Raw genomic sequence first — 18,258 nt, 5'->3', positions numbered from 1 at the left:
CATACTCCTATTTATCCAGATACTTACCATCAGCTACTATCCCTGAGCTATGCACTGTACGAATAAATTTCGCATCAGCAGGAGCTGCTCCCTTGCACTGATTCAGTTCTGCCCCGACAACATCATCCAAAAAGAACAACGGACGTGCATCTGGTTTAGTCGCATCAAAACGTACATTATTGAACCTCACATTCCTGGCATGGCGCACATAAAAGCCTGCCGCCGGCAATGTATTACCAAACATTCTATTCTCAGGGTAGCTCTTTATCATCTCCGGAACGGACTTATTAATCATATCCAGAGTCCCTCCTCCCGGATAGCTGATTTGCACATTATTAATCGAAACATTCTCTACACAGCTCGTTTCCACACCGGTTATAGAACAAGCTATCAGGCTTTCGGCAGTTGCTACAATGTTGCTGATATTTATATTCTTCAGTACACCACCTTCTTTCCGGTAAGTGCGATTTCTGTCTCCCAAACGGATGAATATAGGAGTCTGGACATCGCGCATAGAAATATTGGAAACGGTGATGCCATCAATAATGCCTCCATCAACCATTTCTATGGCAACACCCGAAATAACGGTAACATCGGCAGAAATATGCTCAAGCTGTTTACTCCAATGACGAATATTATCTTCCGCTGCCCGACGAACGACACAATTGGAAACCGCGATGTTCCGATATCCTCCATGAGAAGCAGTACCGAATTTGATTGCATTGCAATTGCTCGCTGTTACACAATTCGTAACCGTTATGTTCTCGCAAAATTCCGGATGGTCACTCTTGAAACAAATAGCATCATCTTCCACATCAATGTAGCAATCGGATATAGTCGCATTCTTAGCATCTATATCAAGCCCGTCATTATTATAATTACAATGACTGAATACTTTCAAACCACGGATAGTTACATCTTCACATTTTTCATAATGTTGTACCCAATAGGCAGAATTACGGAGGGTGACATCGGTCACAACGATATCGCGGCACTCTACAAAATAGATTATCTTAGGGCGCTTCGGTCCGCCATCCGCATCATTGCCAAATTGAAAAGCTTTATCTCCGCCTTGTCCGTCAATTGTTCCGAATCCGGTAATCGAGATGTTCTTCTGTCCACGTGCAAACAAAAGCCCGGAAGACTGATTCATTGTACCGTCCTTGAATGGAAAAGCATGATCATAATCCGACAAACGTGTACTTCCCAACAATAAAGTGCCAAAATCCAGATGAAGGTTCACATTTGATTTCAGTTCAATAGGGCGTATCAAATAAGATCCGGATGGTATCAAGACGGTTCCTCCTCCTTTCTTCGAACATTCATCTACGGCCTTCTGTATAATAATTGTATTATCCGTTACACCATCTCCTTTAGCTCCACGTTTAGTCACATCAATTGTTCCAGCTATAAGAGAAGAAGAAAACAGCAAAGATACTACAAGCAAGACTATATTACATTTATTCATCATGGTATCATTGTTTTAGGGTTTATCATTTAAGGATTTGTATCGGCACAACGCCTCTACATAGTAATAATCAGCATAGGTTAAAGGCACATCTACTTCCGTACCGGAAGGAATATTGCCTACCGAATGTTTCAGGATGAATCCTCCGTTAGTTCCTTCCTCTGCCGTATACGCCGGTGAGGATAATGTCTGGAGCATTTTTTCGGCTGCCTTATAATACTTCTCAGCCTGTTCTCCGGATACATACTGAGACAATTCCAGCAGTCCGGAACAGTTAATAGCTGCAGCAGAGGCATCACGCAAGGCATTCGGTATATCAGGAGCATTATAGTCCCAGTAAGGAATCAGGTCTTTCGGCATATTAGGATGATTCAACGTAAATTCTGCTATCTTTATGGCTTGCTCAAGGTATTTCCGGTCTTTCGTAAAACGGTACATCATTGTATAGCCATATAATCCCCAAGCTTGTCCACGAGCCCAAGCTGACTTTTCGGAAAAGCCCTGTCCACCTTGGTAATGCTTTATTTCACCGGTTGCCGGGTTATAATTCAGTCCATGATAAAGACTATTGTCTGCCCGGAAATGATTCTTCAAAGTTGTATCGGCATGTTTCACAGCAATATCATAGAATGTACTGTCTCCTGTGGCTTGAGTAGCCCAGAAAAGCAATTCCAGATTCATCATATTATCAATGATAACGACATAGTCATCCGGCTTGCGATTATGGGATTTAATACAGCCTACCACCGGACTGAAACGGGAAATCAACGAACGGGCGCTGTTCACCATAATATCTTTATACTCAGGTTTCGGAGCAACGCGGTTTGCATTGCCATAACTGCAATACATCATAAAACCGACGTCATGTGTATTCACGTTGTATTGTTCCGGTTCCAGCAACTTCAACATACGTACTCCTTCAGCATATAACTCCTTGTTTCCTGTATCCTCGTATAGATAGAACAGAGTTCCGGGATAAAAGCCACTGCACCACCATTCCGAATTACTGGTTTTCAAGCGTTGCATGTGTTTGTCATACGTTTTAGGAAACTGGTTGCTTCCTTGCAGTTCGCTCCTCATATAGAGATACTGACGAGCAGCCTGCTCTAACGCTTTATCAACTTTTACCTTACCCTTGGCGAATAAGTCGCCGGAGGGAAAAAAACTAATTAGAATCGTAACAAACAATAATGTACTCTTTTTCATGGTTATATCTTAAATTCATATTCTATTGTTCCACTGCATCCGAGAAAGAAGCAACCTGCAATTTTTCGGCAAACTGCAACGAAGGTAGTTCAGTAGTCACTTTAACCGTAACCGGTTTGCCAGGCAAAATATCCATATAATTGTCGGATATGAAATTGTCGATATCCTCTTGGAGCGACAGGAAAACGCCTCTTGCAAACACATCACAAGACAGAGTTACCTCATAACCTCCTTCAGTCGGTACAAAGTCTTTATTAATCCGGGCTGCTGCATAATGCATATCCTTTTGCTTCGCCAAAAAATAATTATTAGTATACTCTGTTCCTGTCTTATCCTTATAAAAAACGTGTACAACGACGTCTTCTTTTTTCTCTCCATTCAATAACTCGTCCACAGCTTCCTTCCACACAACTGTACTTGTATTAGCCGGAACAGTTATCTGTTTCTTGAATTCTTTCACTACTCCGCTACCATCCAATCTGAACACACAGACCGTTAATTTACCAGAAGTGCTCTTTAGCCTATCTGATACCATATAAATCTGCAAAATGTTTTCCTTTTCTATTGGCGATACCAGTAAGTCTGCGAAAGACTTTACCGTAAAGTAATGCTGCGCCTTCCAACGTCCGTAATAGTCGCGGCTTGACCAGGATGCCACCGGCCAGCAATCGTTATGCTGCCATACCAATGACCCCATGCAATAGGGCATATCCCTCCGATGCGCCTCCATAGCCATTTTCATAGCATCAGCCTGTAAAAGCTGGCTCATATAGGTAAACGAACGGAAATCTTTCGGTTGACGGTATTCCGACAAAAGGAAATCATTGATACGCTTATTAGCTGCTGTTCCCCCTCGCTGATGCGACATCATGACTTCCGAAGTCAGCTTCCAATCTTCAGGCAAAGGTGCATACCGTTTGATTGACTCAAATTCCGGGAATGACTGAAAACCATACTCGCTGAAGAAACGGCTCCGCTCATGATTGAACTCAGAAAGAGGTTTCAATCCTTGCCAGACTTCCCAATAGTGCATATCCCCCACCGTATGATTGCGCGTTCCCTTATCATCAGAATAAGGAGATGACTTACGATAACAAGCACCCGGATGAAACTCTTCTACCACAGCCGGCAACGTCACAAAATACTGATCTTTGAATTGTTTCCATATAATATCCGAATAAGCAGGATTCTGTTTGTCATAGGTATTTTTCCAGTTCCAGTTGAACCAGGCATCGAGACATTCATTATTCCCACACCAAAGAGCTATACAACTGTGATTGCGCAAGCGTCGTACATTATCAATGGCTTCCCTGCGGATATTTTCCAGCAATTCACCCTCGGCAGGAAATACGCTACACGCAAACATAAAGTCCTGCCAAATTAAAATGCCGTATTTATCACACAAGTCATAAAAGATATCTTTCTCATAAACTCCGCCACCCCACACGCGTAGCATATTCATGTTTGCACTGACTGCATCCCGGATTGTTTTTTCATAAATGGAATCAGTAACACGTGTCAGAAAGTTATCACAAGGAATGTAATTCGCTCCTTTGGCAAACAAAGGTTTTCCATTTAGTTCAAAATAAAAACTTTCACCATATTTGTCAGGAGCCGTTATCACTTTCAATGAACGGATACCCAGTTTTTCCTCTGTAATATCTATTTGCTTACCATCCAGTTCCAGCGTCGTTGCAAAATTGTACAAGAAAGGTTCGCCCAAACCGTTTGTCCACCATAACCGGGGATTCTTCATCGTAAAAGATACCGGAACCTTATTCAAGCCTTTATTCAAGCGAATCAATTTCTGGCACTCGGTACGATTATCCGTATGATTAATCACAGCCACTTTTGCTTCTATCTCCTCATCGGCCAGCACTTCCACCGTAACATCCACTACGGCCTGCTGGGCTGTCACCGACTGCTGGTTATAAAAGACATCATTAATACGAGCCTCATCCCATGCTTCCAGACTAACAGAACGCCAGATACCCGAAGTAACCAAACGAGGTCCCCAGTCCCAACCAAAATGATAACCCGCTTTACGAACAAACACTCCGACCTTGCGATTAAGCAATCCTCCATTCTCGGACTGGTCATTCGAACTGCGATACTGGAAAGGAACAGTTTCCCATTTGGGCATAGCTATCTTAATGGGAGAATGCAAATAAACCTGCAACTCATTGCCATGCTCTTTTAAGAGAGAGCGAACATCCGCCTGCCATTCGCAAAACATATTATCAGCAGAAAGAATCTTCTTTCCGTTCAATGTTACATCAGCATAAGTATCCAGTCCCTCAAAATGTAGCACAATATTCTTCTTTGCAAGTAATTCAGGGGTTACCTCAAACGTTGTCCGGTAAATCCAGTCTTCTTTATCCACCCACTGTACACCACGCTCATTGAGCCTGTAGAAAGGATCATCTATCAGTTTGTTATCCATCAGGTCTGTATGAACCGTTCCCGGAACAGTGGCTTCATACCAATTAGTACCCCTCGCCTGCCGGAAGTTCCATCCCTCGTGCAGATACTGACGGACAGGTTGTGCATTGACTGTTGTAAACAGAAATAACAGATTCAATAAGGCTATCCAGGTTCTTGTCTTTACTTTCGTATTCATTTGTTTATTTGTTTACGATCTACATTCCATCCTTTTACTACTATCACCGGCTCTTCAGTTATCTTTTCAGCATTCGTTTCGATAACTACAGATTTACTCTCACCCGGCATCAAAGAAAAGAAATTATCTGTATAGAAAGAGGGGCGAATAGGTTTCAAATCCTGATTAAGGAACTGCAACTGATTGAAAAAGGCGATAGAACCAGACACATTCTTCACTGTAACCTCTACGAAATACTTGCCTTCGCTCTTTCTTGTCTTATAAGAAGTATTCAATCTGGCCTTTTTCAACTGAGACAATGTTTCAAAGCCTGAAGAAGTAGGACCAGTCAGCGTTTCCTTACCTTCATACTTATCATTGGAACGCCAGTAGAAATTGGACGAGACTTCCTTGCCTTTCTCATCTTTCAATCTCAACTTAATGAAATGTACCTGTGAGATATCTCCAGGAAAGCGAATGGTCAATACATCATTTGCCACACCATCCGAAGGAAGGTCAACTTTTTCAGACTCTTCGAATACCTTTTTACTATTGATATCATAAACCTGAGCCACTACTGTATACCCTTTAAATTCCTGATAGAAATCATTCACCACCGACACCGTATTCTTTAGATAATCAAATTGTGCATGCAAAGGTTCCAACGCATTAGCTGTATGATAGAGTGAAGCCGTTGGTTCCAACGACCAATCCCACATGCGGGCACAGACCTGACGCACCGGACAATTATGATACCAGAATAGTAAACCGGAACAGAAACGGTCACCATAATCAAGTTTATTATAGTTCCATACTTCCCAAATGCTTTTTGAGTTCATGGCACCCACAAACTGGCCTTTTTGTGCAAACTCATCAATAGAAGAAGATTGCCCGTAATTATTAACCAAGTCAGTATACATGGTAGACATCAGATGGAATCCATTCCCATCCAGATAATCCCAAACCTCTTTATTAATAGGCCACAAATCTTTCTCGTCCATCATTTCCCGGAGAATTTCTACCGTAGGAAGTGTCGGAGCACCATATTCCGGATTAAACCCATCTACACGGCTACCTCTCACAGAAGCAGTGTTTTCATAATGCTGCATCGGATTCACCTGTTTATATGGACTTCCATCATGCACACCTGCACATTCCGATTGCATCTGATAGCCACGTGTACCATCAAGTTGTTTCAGTAGTTCAGGTGTACCACTAACTTCGGAACTCTCATTCGAAGCTACATAATAGGCCAGAGCCGGATGATTACGGATACGTTTCACGGTAGATGCCACATTATTCAGATATACACTCTTATCCTGCGGATGGCGTGTATCGCCCGTCATCCAGAACTCCTGCCAGATCAATAATCCCAGTTCATCACAAAGTTGATAAAAATAATCAGACTCGGCTATGCCACCACCCCAGAAACGAACTAAGTTGATACCTGCCTGACGAGTATACCTCAACTCAGCATAGGTGCGTTCATCCGAAGTACGCAACATTCCCTCAGGAATCCAGTTTGTGCCACGAATAAAAATACGTTTACCGTTCACGTAAAATACACGCGATTTATCGGGAGTATTTGTATCAGAGGTAATCTCACGGATGCCAAATCGTGTCTTGACAGAATCACAAACTGCACCTTTTACGTTTACGGTCAATTTCAGTTCATACAAGTTCTGAGGACCTTTGTTGACCGGCCACCACAAGCGTGGATTACGGATAGTAAGTTGAGGAAACTCTTCCGGAGTGAAAGTCACCATTTTCTCCTCACCCCGCAATATACGGAAAGGTTTTTCCACTACAATATTCTCTCCCGTGATCTCTCCTCTGATCACTCCGCTGATCGTATCCATCGAATTAAGCGGATTAACCACTTCAACGGATATAGTTTCATGAGCTACATCATACGCTGGTTTTTGTAGTTCCGACTTCACAAACGGATGACGCAATGCCAATGTCCCTGTAGTATACATAGATATACTTTTCCAGATACCAGTATTACGGTCACGGATACCATCCATAAAGGTAAAATCCCATCCAACGCTCATAAGCATGGTAGTATTTAAGCCAATGTTTCCATTGCCTCCATTATGGAATTCACCTACAGCACCCCAAGGCTTTGGCATAGTAGTTCCCGGCACATCTACCGGATAAACCCTGACGGCAAGAACATTCTTATTACCTACTTTCACAAAGTCGGTTATATTAATGTAATCATTGACAAACATTCCATTGATTGTACTCAGCAAATTACCATTTACCCATACTTCTGCCCGATAATTGATGCCGTCAGGCTGCAACCATATATTTTTCCCTGCGAAAGAAGCAGGGACTTCAAATTCTGTGCGGAACCAGTAAGTATAAAACTCACGACCTACTTTTGAGATATCCGGTATCTTATTGGATTCTATTTTATTATTTAGCCCGTAATAGGGTTCAGGATACTTCTTATTATACACAAGAGAATTAAGCACCGTTCCCGGAACAATGGCCGGCAACCAGTTGCTCGTATTATACCCAAGTGATGAAATTTCCTCAGCCGATGCTTTCACGTCTCCCACTTTCATCATCTTCCAGGTATATTCTCCCTGATGCACTTCTTTCGAATCCAACCAGATTCTATCGGTTGTCTTTGCATAGTTTTTATCACTGCCCTGTGCGGAATATGAGAGAGACAGGAACAAAAGCAAAAAAATCAATAGTTTATTCATCTTATTCTTTATTTATTTTTTTTCTGCAAGCAAATATAGTCAATGAGTTCTAAACGAGACGTGCGCATTCTTGCCAGATATAGATAGAAAAAGGGAAAATACACACAGCATACATTTTTGACAAGGATACATACAATTATTCGGGCACCTTCACATTCTTACAATCTTTCAAGCGAATCACAGAGAGTTCACTACCCGGAGATTGCAATGCAGAATCGGTAATTTCAAGTCCGTTTACATCTTCAGCAACAATCGCATGCCGTTCTTCCTTATCACCAACGGTTGAAAGCTTCATATTTATAAAACGAATATTGTCAGCATGTCGTATATAAACCCCATAAGCAGGCAACATCATGCCGAACATCCGATTCTCAGGATAGGCATCTTCGACCTCCGGTACTTCTACCATCGTATCCGAAACTTTTCCTCCACCTTTCAACTTAAAGTCTATATCACGAATCTCCACATTGTCAACACGAAGTCCGGGAACACCTGTAATGGAACTTGCAACATAACTGGCAGAACTCGCTGTGATATTCTTTATCAATACATCCTTCAGATAAGATTTCTCTGAAGTTTTACGTCTACCCAAGCGAATAAATAGGGGTGTCTGCACATCTTCCATCGTCAGATCGGAAATGACAACATCTTCCATAAAACCGCCGTCAACCACTTCAAGGGCCATACCCGCTATACCAGTAATCGGGTCTGAAACTCCCGGGACGCGTTTTTCCCAAAAGCGAAGCAAAGATTTGCTACATTTATGAAGGGTGCAGTCAGAAACCCGGATATTGCGAAATCCTCCGGCACTGGCAGTACCAAATTTAATAAAATTACAGTTAGAAGACAGGTCACAATTCTTCACTGTAACATTCTCGACAACATAATCCGGGTCTTCACTCTTGAAACAAATGGCATCATCATCTGTATCAACCACACAATCTGTGATAGTAACATTCCGGCTCTCAATATCAAAGCCATCATTATTCCAGTTTGCATGTCCTTCCACATACACTTTACTGATATCAACCCCATCACAACGCACAAAACGGAATGTCCAAAACCCAGAGTTTAATAATTTCACTCCATTTACATGAACCTTATTACAATCGAGCAGAAGTACCAGAGTGGGACGGTTCGGAGCATCATTTCCTTTATTAAAAGCCGATCCATTACCATCTATTTCTCCCTCGCCTGTAATTGAAATATTGTCTGCTCTTTCTGCAAAAACCAGAGCTTTGCGTCTTCCTTTATCAGGATAATCAGCAATATTCTTACTACCCAGAATCGTGGCACCTTTCTCCAGATTTAAAGTAACATTCCTCTTCAACACCAGTGTTCCGGTCAGATACTTTCCGGCAGGTAAAGATACAACGCCTCCTCCTTGTCTGGCACAGTCATCAATTGCTTTTTGAAGACCAGCAGTAGTTAAGGTCTTCCCATCTGTGTGAATTGCATACTTGTCTGTTATAGGTTCCGAACTATTCTGTTCTTTATTGGTACAAGCCATAAACAGTAAACAGAAGCAAAACAGTCCCCATGCTATAGTATTATTCATTATTCAAATTCTTTAAATGAATGAGGCTGCGGCAAAATAATATTGACACAGCCTCATCATAGTTATTAATTAATTAGTTAGCTGCAGGTATTACAGTCACTGTCCATTGCTTCACCACCGTTTTACCCGGTGAAGTCACCGTATATGTACGGGGAGTAGAATAATCTTGGAAACCAACAGCCATACCCGGAGTCAGGGTTGCTCCCGCAGAAATGGTTGCTATCATCTTCAGATCAGTAATATCAGCGTCTTTTTTCAGAGTAACCATGACAGTCCCAGCTTCAGAGTCAATCTGAGTCTTATCACTCATAACTCCCTCTGCCCTATTATATACTGTCACATTTGTAATCTCTGCTTTTTCATAAGCTTCGTCTACTGCATAGTCATCATCTCCACATGACACAAAAGTCAGCGCCAAAGCAACGAACATAAAAAATAGTATCTTTTTCATCTTATAGCTACTTTTAAATTATACAATCATCATTTACCACAAAGGATTCTGATCCAAATTAGGATTTTTGTCACGTGCAGACTGTGGAATCGGCAGCAAATAGTCACGAGGTGCCATGAATGTCTTCTTGCATACAAATACCGTTTCATAAGTAGGAACGATTTCTCCATCAGGGCGTTTTATGTAAGTCACAAGGCAACCTTGCGCATCCTTATTCAACACTTCCTCACCAATCTTCCACCGCTGAATATCAAACCATCTTTTACCCTCAAGAGCCAGTTCTATACGACGTTCATGACGAATACGTTTTCTCATTTCACTTTTGTCCAAGCCTGCAGGAAGTGCAGGTTGTCCGGCACGGGCACGTATTTCATTTATTGCACCGTATACTTCAGCAGTCGGTCCATTCACTTCGTTCTCTGCCTCGGCCAAAGTCAGCAATATTTCTGCATAACGCAAAACGATAAAGTTATGTCCGCCGCCTACACCACGCCCACGATTATCATAGCCGCAGAGCACATCCTGATTCATGTATTTCCCAATGTAATACCCGGTTTTTGTGCATGAAGGTTTACCAGCACTATACATTCCGTTGGGGTTCTCCTTCAGATTCAGATTGCCCGGAGTATTCTGGGCTGTATACAATATCTTGTTTTTCCAAGGTTTTCCATTGTAATGGAGAGTTGCATAGAAGCGCTTGTCACGATTCTCATAAGGAGCTGCGGCATGTTCCGGATTATTCCAATCAAAAGGTTCACCGGTAGCCATTTCAAATTCATCAGCCAGACTTGCAGTCGGGTGGTCCTTGCTCCATCCATATTCAGCCGGTGTGCCGGGCTCAGGCGGAGCCAAAACAGTCTGTGCACTCGACCACCTATAGGGATATGCAAACTGGATATCAAAAATAACTTCACTATTGTGTTCATTATCCTCATAAAACATCTCAGCAAAGCCATTCTGGTACAAAGAATAAGTACCTTTCAGATCACCACTAACTAAAACACGGGCAGTTTTAGCCGCATCTGCATAATATTTGGAATCTATGATTCCGGCTGCATATAAATAAGTGGCCGCCATCATGCCCAACGCAGCCCCTTTAGTCGCACGCCCTAATTCGTCATCAGGCACCGTCACCGGCAAACGATCGGCAGCATTCTGGAAATCAGAAATAATGAACTGCAATGTAGCCTCCGGTGTAGCACGAGCCAGGAAAATATCATCCGTATTGCGATCAAGCGGTTTGTCAATCAGTATAGCCGCTCCATAATAACGGAATAATTCCAGATAGAACATCGCACGCAGAAAGTATGAATCTCCCATCAAACGTTCTTTCACATTAGCAGGTAGCGGAGAGTCCGGCAAGTTCTTCAAAGCAATGTTAGCTCTACGAATAGAAGAATAACGATTACCCCATCTGTCAATCGGAGCAGAAGAAGCATTGAAGTCAAACAAATTCCATTGATTAGACGCCTTCTCACCAATCTGGATACAATCATCCGTAAACAGGATATCAACAGCATGGTCGTTCAAGCCATTTACGCTATAATAAGGTCCATCCAAGTCTCTGTAAACTTTACTCATAAACAGCATAGCACTTGACTCTGTCAACCAGATACCTTCATCGGTAACAGAATTCGTTGGTTTTATATTGTCCATAAAATCCGTGCACGAAGCATTCAACAAAAGTATGGAACAAAGGATACCATATATTATTTTTTTCATAATTATAATGCATTAAAAGGTTACACTTACACCAAAAGAGCTGATAATCTGTTGTGGATATGAGTTGAAAGCTTGGTTTTCAACGTCAAAGTCGTCAGGCATTTTGCTATAAATGGTCCACAAATTATAGAAATCAGCATATAAACGTAAACTCTGCATCTTGGCTTTCTTCAGTAATTGCGGTTTAAAAGTATAGCCAATCTGCAATGATTTTAGTTTCACATAAGCAGTATTTACCATCCAGTAAGAGGATGTTTCATAGTTCTGGTTACGGATAGAGGCAGACAAACGCGGATATTTTGCATTTGGATTCGGATTAGCTTCTGTCCATGAATCCAAGTGTTCACGGCGCGGATGAATGGCATCCTTGAATGGATAACGAACATTACGGTCTCCATTGCTACCCAAATAATAGTCAGAACCACCAGCTCCCTGAATGAACATACTGAAATCGAAGTTCTTATATTCCAAACGAAGGTTATACCCCCACATCACTTCAGGAGTTTCGTTGAAACCAATAATAACCTGGTCTTCACTATCAATCTTGCCATCACCATTGATATCCACATACTTGATATCACCAGGCAATACGCCCTTCTGATAAGCCCAGTTATCAATATCTGCCTGATCCTTAAATAATCCGGCAGCTTTATATCCCCATGTGCGTCCACTCGGTTGCCCGGTCTTACGCTTTCTTGGATTATTCTTGGTTCCGGGAGCTTCACGAATCTCAATCTGCTTATCACGAGTAAACCCGAAAGAAACCGAATTAGACATCTTTAATCCACAATTGAAAGTATAATGGCTACTCAATGCTGCATCAAAACCATACCTTTCATCTTCACCAGCATTTTCTTTAGCCAGGCCAATGCCATATTCAGAAGATACGATCGCATTCGGACTCAAAATTTTATCCGTGCGCTTATCCCGGTATACATCAAACTCAGCAATCAACAAATCATTCCAAAAATTTATGTCTAAACCTATATTAGCTTTCCAGACTGTTTCCCAAGTCAGGAAAATATTAGGTTCAGCCCCCTCCACCAAACTCTGCAATTGGGTAGGGTTTTTGCCGAACACTGCACCATTTTCAATTTTATATTGTGAAAGATAAGAAAATGCATCACCGACAGGATTACCAGATTTACCATAAGAAGCTCTCAACTTTAAGTTATTGATAAATGAGAAATTATCTTTTATAAATGATTCCTCAGAAAGTCTCCAACCCAAAGATACGGAAGGAAAGAATGCACTTCTACGGTCAGGAGCATATTGGTAAGTCTGGTCATAACGTCCTGCCAATTCAAGCATATACTTCTGGGCATAGTTATAGTTCAGACGCATAACATATCCCTGTTGACCAAAGCGGGTGGTGGTACCGGAGTTGCTGATAAATTCCGCAACCGGACTACCCATATTCAATTCCGGAATCATAAAATCATAGTTCTTTCTACCGGCTTTGGTTTCTACCGTATTACCCCATCTCCTTTCAAATACACCTAATACACCAACCTCATGCTTACCAAATCTTCTTTCATAATTCAAATGAGCCTGAATAGTATAATAAGTCCATTGCTTATTTGTGATGTTAAGAGACGGTTTCGCTTCACCACCTTGTTGTTCTTCAATTTCACCAGCATCATTATAGGCATAAGCTGTGAAAGGATATTGCCATTCTTTTGCATCATAAATCTGACGGTCGTAACTGAATAAAGCTTTTGCAGACAAACCTTTCAGAAATGGCAGTTGCTGATCTAAAGAAACTGTTATATTCTGGAAGTTATTATTGTATGTCTTATCAGCTCCATCATGTACTCCCATATACATACTGGAACCACCACCCTGCATGGCTGGTTTTCCGCCAACCATATTGGGAACTGTCGGAGCACACAAACGATACAGGTCTTCCATCATCTTTTTACCATCATAATAATGGCTCTTTTTAGTATCGTAAGCCAAATTGATATCAACACTCACTTTAGTAATGTCTATCGGATGGAAATCGACATTAGAACGGAGATTAAATCTGTCATATCCGGTATCTTTACCCATCATACTGCCCTGATACATATATCCGAAAGAGGCGAACGCATTGATAAACTTATTACCACCACTCAGAGAGACATTGTGACGAGTAGTAGTGGTAGTCTTCATGTACTCATCCATCCAGTCTGTATTTTTGTAACGGTCGTCAGTACCATCCTTATACTTCTGCAACAGATCATCACCATATACTTCTTTGTCACGTCCATCCATTCTCAACGCTTCATTGTATAAGGTCAATGCATCATAAGCATTCAGGAAATCAGGAGTATTCATCGGAGTCTGAAAACCAACCGAACCATCATAAGTCAAGGTTACTTTACCTTCTTTTCCTCGTTTCGTATTAATCAGAATTACGCCATTGGCCCCTTTCAAACCGTAAGGAGCAACCGCAGCAGCATCCTTCAGAACAGAAATAGATTCAATATCAGCCTGGTTTACTTTTTCCCACGGGCGTTCGATACCATCGACCAGAACCAGCGGTTTATTACCACGCAACAACACAGTCGCTGCATCTTTTCCCGGCTCACCGGAAGTCTGACGGGTAATAATACCCGGTATCTGCCCTCCCAACTGATTGGACACATTAGCAACAGGAGCCTTAATCTTATCCCCCTGTACGGTGGCAACAGCCGAGCTCATTGTCATACGCTTCTGGGTACCGTAACCAACCACCACCACCTCATCAAGTAATTGGGTGTCTTCCTCTAAAGTAATAACCAGAGGTGCTCCAGCCGTAGCCTTCATTGTTTTGGTTTGATAACCAACAAATGAGATTTCTATTGTGGGATTAGAAACATCAACAGGCAAATTAAAGTTACCGTCAATATCAGAGATAGCGCCCTGCGTGGTTCCTTTCACTTTAATTGTTGCACCAATGATAGACTCACCTTTTGCATCCACTACTTTTCCTGTTAGTTTTTTAGCAGTTTGCATAACACCTTGAGTACTTGCCACAACTTCACCGATGTGTGTCTGATTGTCTTTAGCAGCATAAACGTCAGCAGTTGTAACTAAGCCAAGCGACAAAAGTGTCGCCATTAAAATGGACTTCTTAGAAAGTGGCATGATATCTTTCAGCCAGTAATGCCTAAGAATCATTTTCTTTTGGACATTGAGTTTGTTTCGCATAATTGTGTATTATTAATATTAGAAATAGTTCATTAAGAAACTTACCAAAGCAGAGTATAATAAAGAATGAATTCTTCTTACTCTAAGAAAATCAAGGAGAGTGTTTTTCCATACTTATAAAAATATTAAAGGTTAAACAAATGTTTTTCTACTCTTTGAAAGGAGGGGTGAATCATGTACATGCAATCTTCACCTCCTCACTTTACTAAAAATCTTTTTTACCTTAATGCGTAATCAATGCATATTGAAAACATACTAATGATGTTGTTTATACCAGCAAAGTTAGACGGTTAATGGTACATAAACGCATCCAACATTGCCATTAATATGACAAAAACGGACATATTGAAAAAACATACATTTTGGGCGAAGCTGGGCATGTATTGCGGAATAAATCGGTACTTCAGACGTGTTTAAACTGCATCAAAATTGTATCTACTACCTACCTTCTCCTTATATAAGACAAGGAGAAGGTAAGGAGTAAGTAAGGAGAAGATAGGGAGAAGGTAGGGAGTAAGTGAGGAGAAGATAAAAAAAAGCACAGCTCCAAAGCTGTGCCCTCAATTATTTAGTTTTAATTTCAAAATGATAAATACCGGTTAGCAGTTCAATGCCACCTCCCTTCTTGCGCATGGCAGATAAAGTAGCGGCATTTATCTCTTTACATTCTATTTTATAAGCTTCATTTAGATATAAGGTAGCAGAGCTGTTTGAAGGAATAGTAATCGTATATTGCACCTTACCCCTGTTCTTTTTCCATGATGAAACTATTTCTCCATAAGGGGAAATATGACTTGCCTCAAAAGCATCCAAACCTGCTACAAAATTGGGTCTTAATATAATATGTTTGAAGCCGGGCATTGAAGAATCAGGGTAAAGTCCTCCCAATGCTTTATAATACCAAGCACTGATTTCTCCAAACATGATGTGGTTTAATGAAATATCTTTTTTCCCATCAATACGCCAATTCTCATAAAGAGTAGTTGCTCCATTCTTTATCCACCAGCCCCAGGACGGATAGGTCTCTTTAGAAGCAAGTTGATAAGCCAAATCTGCATATCCATTCACACTCAAAGCATTCAGAATAGTTTTACTACCCAGTAAGCCTACATCCATACTGCCGTCTTTACTCACTTTCTCTGCTAAATTATAAACCACCAATTCTTTCAGATGTTCAGGGACTATTCCCCAATAGAGTGGTGCGCTTAACTCTGTCTGACTTCCACCACAATAAATACCTGTTTCCTCATTCAAAAAGCGGGCATTGATGCTATTCTTTATTTTTTGCGCTAAAGCAGAATACTTTTCATAATCTTGTTGTTTGTTCAATATTCTGGCTGCTTTAGCCAGAATATCCGTATCGACATAATAATAGATGGATGAAGTCAGCTCTTTGGAGGAATGTGACTTTATAGGAATCCAATCTCCTAATCCCCAGTCTGTGATGCCCGAAGGGTATGTATAATTCAGATAATCCACATATCTTCTGATATTGTCATACATAGATTCAAGCAAATGTTTGTCTCCATAGAACAGGTAAATATTCCAGGGAATGATAGCCACCGTACTTGTCCAGTCAACACCATTCCCCCAATGATACCCCCATCCGGCAGTAGGAATAATGGCAGGGAGCACTCCGTTAGGAGCTTGTTCATCTTGGTGGTCGGCCATCCACTTTTCATAAACCGTGATGCCATCATAATTATAAAGTCCGGTCTCGATAGCAATATGGGCATCTCCCGTCCACCCATTCTTCTCCCGCTGGGGGCAGTCCGTAGGATAGCCAAACAAGTTTGACAGGTATGCAGCATTCGTCGCCTTCCATATTTTATTCAATAATTCATCAGATGATGAGATTCTGCCGGCAACAGGAACATCACTGTGCATAAAGTAGGCTTTCAAGCTATTATCAGTCAGTTCAACCGGCTCGCTACTTGTTACTTCAACATACTGAAAACCTTTATAATTAAAACGGGCACGAAATGTTTCTTCTCCCGTACCACTCAGAATAAAGATATCCGTTTGAAAAGGATCTGAATCATCTGTAGGGCGATAGTGATAATCAATATTAGACATATCTGCTCTATTATCTTCTCCGATTCTCTCAGAATGCTTCAAACGAACTTCCGTACCAGGTTTTCCTTTGATTGTCAATTGGCTGACACCTGCTATATTCCTGCCCAAGTCAAATAAATAAATAGAATCGGAAAGTTTAATCATCTTTGCCGGACGGAGCATCTCCACGTCCCGGATAGGATGCATCTGCTGCGATACAATCAGAGGTGACGGGGCGGAAGTGCAACTTGCATTTTTCCATTTCTTATCATCAAATCCCGGAGTGTTCCAATCAGGTTGTTCCAACCGTGCATCATAGTGTTCAGCCGTATAAATACTATTGAAAATAACCGGACTCAAAGAGGTTTTCCAGTCCTGACCAGTAGAAATAAATTCTACCTTTCCGTCGTCATATACCACACGGATATCCATACAGAATTTAGGCCTGCCACGCCAAGGCGCCTGATCGAAGTTCCACACAGCAGTAGACTGGTGATTGTACCAGCCATTTCCCAACAGTACACCAATGGCATTATTTCCTTGCTTCAATAGTTGCGTTACATCATGTGTCAAATATAAAGTACGTCTATCAAAGCGAGTATATGCAGGGTCCAGACGATGATCTCCAACCCGTGAGCCATTAATATAAAGTTCATATAATCCGGCAACAGCAATGTATGCACGGGCTTCCCGAATAGTACGTTTTGCATCCCATTCTTTTCTAAAATATGCAGCGGGCTTCAGATGTATATTATGGGTATCTGATATCCAGTTACCCTTCCAGTTGTGTTCATCCATTACTCCGGTTTCAAAGTAAGTTACGTCACTTGTATACATCTTATTACTATCCCAGACACACACCTTCCAGTAATATCGTGTATAAGGTTGAAGTTTTTGTCCGGCATAAACAGTCAGAACATTTGATATAGTCTGTTTACCGGAGTTCCAGCTATCACCCATCCCCTGAGCAACCCGAACGGAATCTGTTCCTACAATAACCTGATAGGCTTCCTGAACATCAACATCAACTGGCAATTGCCAGCTCAAACGCGGAGAAGGCACATCTATTCCTAACGGGGCAACTAAATATTCACAGCGAAGAACATTAAGCTTCCCTATTGATCCGGCTAATAATGATAGATGAAATAATGAAATAAAAAAGAATACTGATAAGATTCGTTTCATAATATAGATTACTTTTTTAGTGAATGATACAAAAATAGGCAATAATCAATATAGTAATATCTACAAAAGTGCCAATAGTATACGCTGACATGACAAAGAACGTGCCCATCTTCGCCATTTTTG

9 protein-coding genes are annotated in these 18,258 nt (G+C 41.3%); all 9 read right to left on the bottom strand.

The window, feature by feature from the left end; genetic code table 11:
* Positions 1-7: 7 nt before the first annotated feature.
* The 9 genes from HMPREF9447_RS24750 to HMPREF9447_RS24710 all read right to left on the bottom strand — a co-directional run bounded on the left by HMPREF9447_RS24750 (position 8) and on the right by HMPREF9447_RS24710 (position 18,135).
* Entirely contained in the window at positions 8-1,471 is a 1,464-nt protein-coding gene (locus HMPREF9447_RS24750) for a glycoside hydrolase family 28 protein (RefSeq protein WP_009132401.1), read from the bottom strand.
* Positions 1,472-1,483: 12 nt separating this feature from the next.
* Positions 1,484-2,674 (bottom strand): glycoside hydrolase family 88 protein, encoded by a 1,191-nt coding sequence (locus tag HMPREF9447_RS24745; protein ID WP_007661799.1) that lies wholly within the window; start codon positions 2,672-2,674, stop codon positions 1,484-1,486.
* A gap of 22 nt (positions 2,675-2,696) precedes the next feature.
* A complete protein-coding gene (locus HMPREF9447_RS24740; RefSeq protein WP_009132400.1) occupies positions 2,697-5,294 on the bottom strand; it encodes a beta-mannosidase in 2,598 nt (865 codons plus the stop codon).
* A complete protein-coding gene (locus tag HMPREF9447_RS24735; RefSeq protein WP_009132399.1) occupies positions 5,291-7,990 on the bottom strand; it encodes a glycoside hydrolase family 2 protein in 2,700 nt (899 codons plus the stop codon). The genes HMPREF9447_RS24740 and HMPREF9447_RS24735 overlap by 4 nt, the downstream gene beginning before the upstream one ends.
* A gap of 136 nt (positions 7,991-8,126) precedes the next feature.
* On the bottom strand, positions 8,127-9,548 hold the full coding sequence (locus tag HMPREF9447_RS24730) for a glycoside hydrolase family 28 protein (protein ID WP_009132398.1): 1,422 nt from the start codon (positions 9,546-9,548) through the stop codon (positions 8,127-8,129).
* 73 nt (positions 9,549-9,621) lie between these two features.
* Positions 9,622-9,999, bottom strand: a complete 378-nt coding sequence (locus HMPREF9447_RS24725) for a hypothetical protein (RefSeq protein WP_007661792.1) — start codon at positions 9,997-9,999, stop codon at positions 9,622-9,624.
* Positions 10,000-10,032: 33 nt separating this feature from the next.
* Positions 10,033-11,721, bottom strand: a complete 1,689-nt coding sequence (locus HMPREF9447_RS24720; protein ID WP_009132397.1) for a RagB/SusD family nutrient uptake outer membrane protein — start codon at positions 11,719-11,721, stop codon at positions 10,033-10,035.
* A 12-nt stretch (positions 11,722-11,733) separates the two neighbouring features.
* The gene (locus HMPREF9447_RS24715) at positions 11,734-14,895 is read right to left on the bottom strand and encodes a SusC/RagA family TonB-linked outer membrane protein (RefSeq protein WP_007661788.1); all 3,162 of its coding nucleotides are present in this window, start codon (positions 14,893-14,895) and stop codon (positions 11,734-11,736) included.
* 564 nt (positions 14,896-15,459) lie between these two features.
* Positions 15,460-18,135: a glycoside hydrolase family 78 protein gene (locus HMPREF9447_RS24710; protein ID WP_009132396.1), complete on the bottom strand. Its 2,676-nt coding sequence runs from the start codon at positions 18,133-18,135 to the stop codon at positions 15,460-15,462.
* Between the last annotated feature and the right edge of the window lie 123 nt (positions 18,136-18,258).

Source organism: Bacteroides oleiciplenus YIT 12058 (assembly GCF_000315485.1).
In the GTDB taxonomy this organism is placed as follows: Bacteria; Bacteroidota; Bacteroidia; order Bacteroidales; family Bacteroidaceae; genus Bacteroides; species Bacteroides oleiciplenus.
The sequence above is the reverse complement of the archived record's forward strand: the minus strand, read 5'-3'. Positions and strand labels throughout refer to the sequence as shown.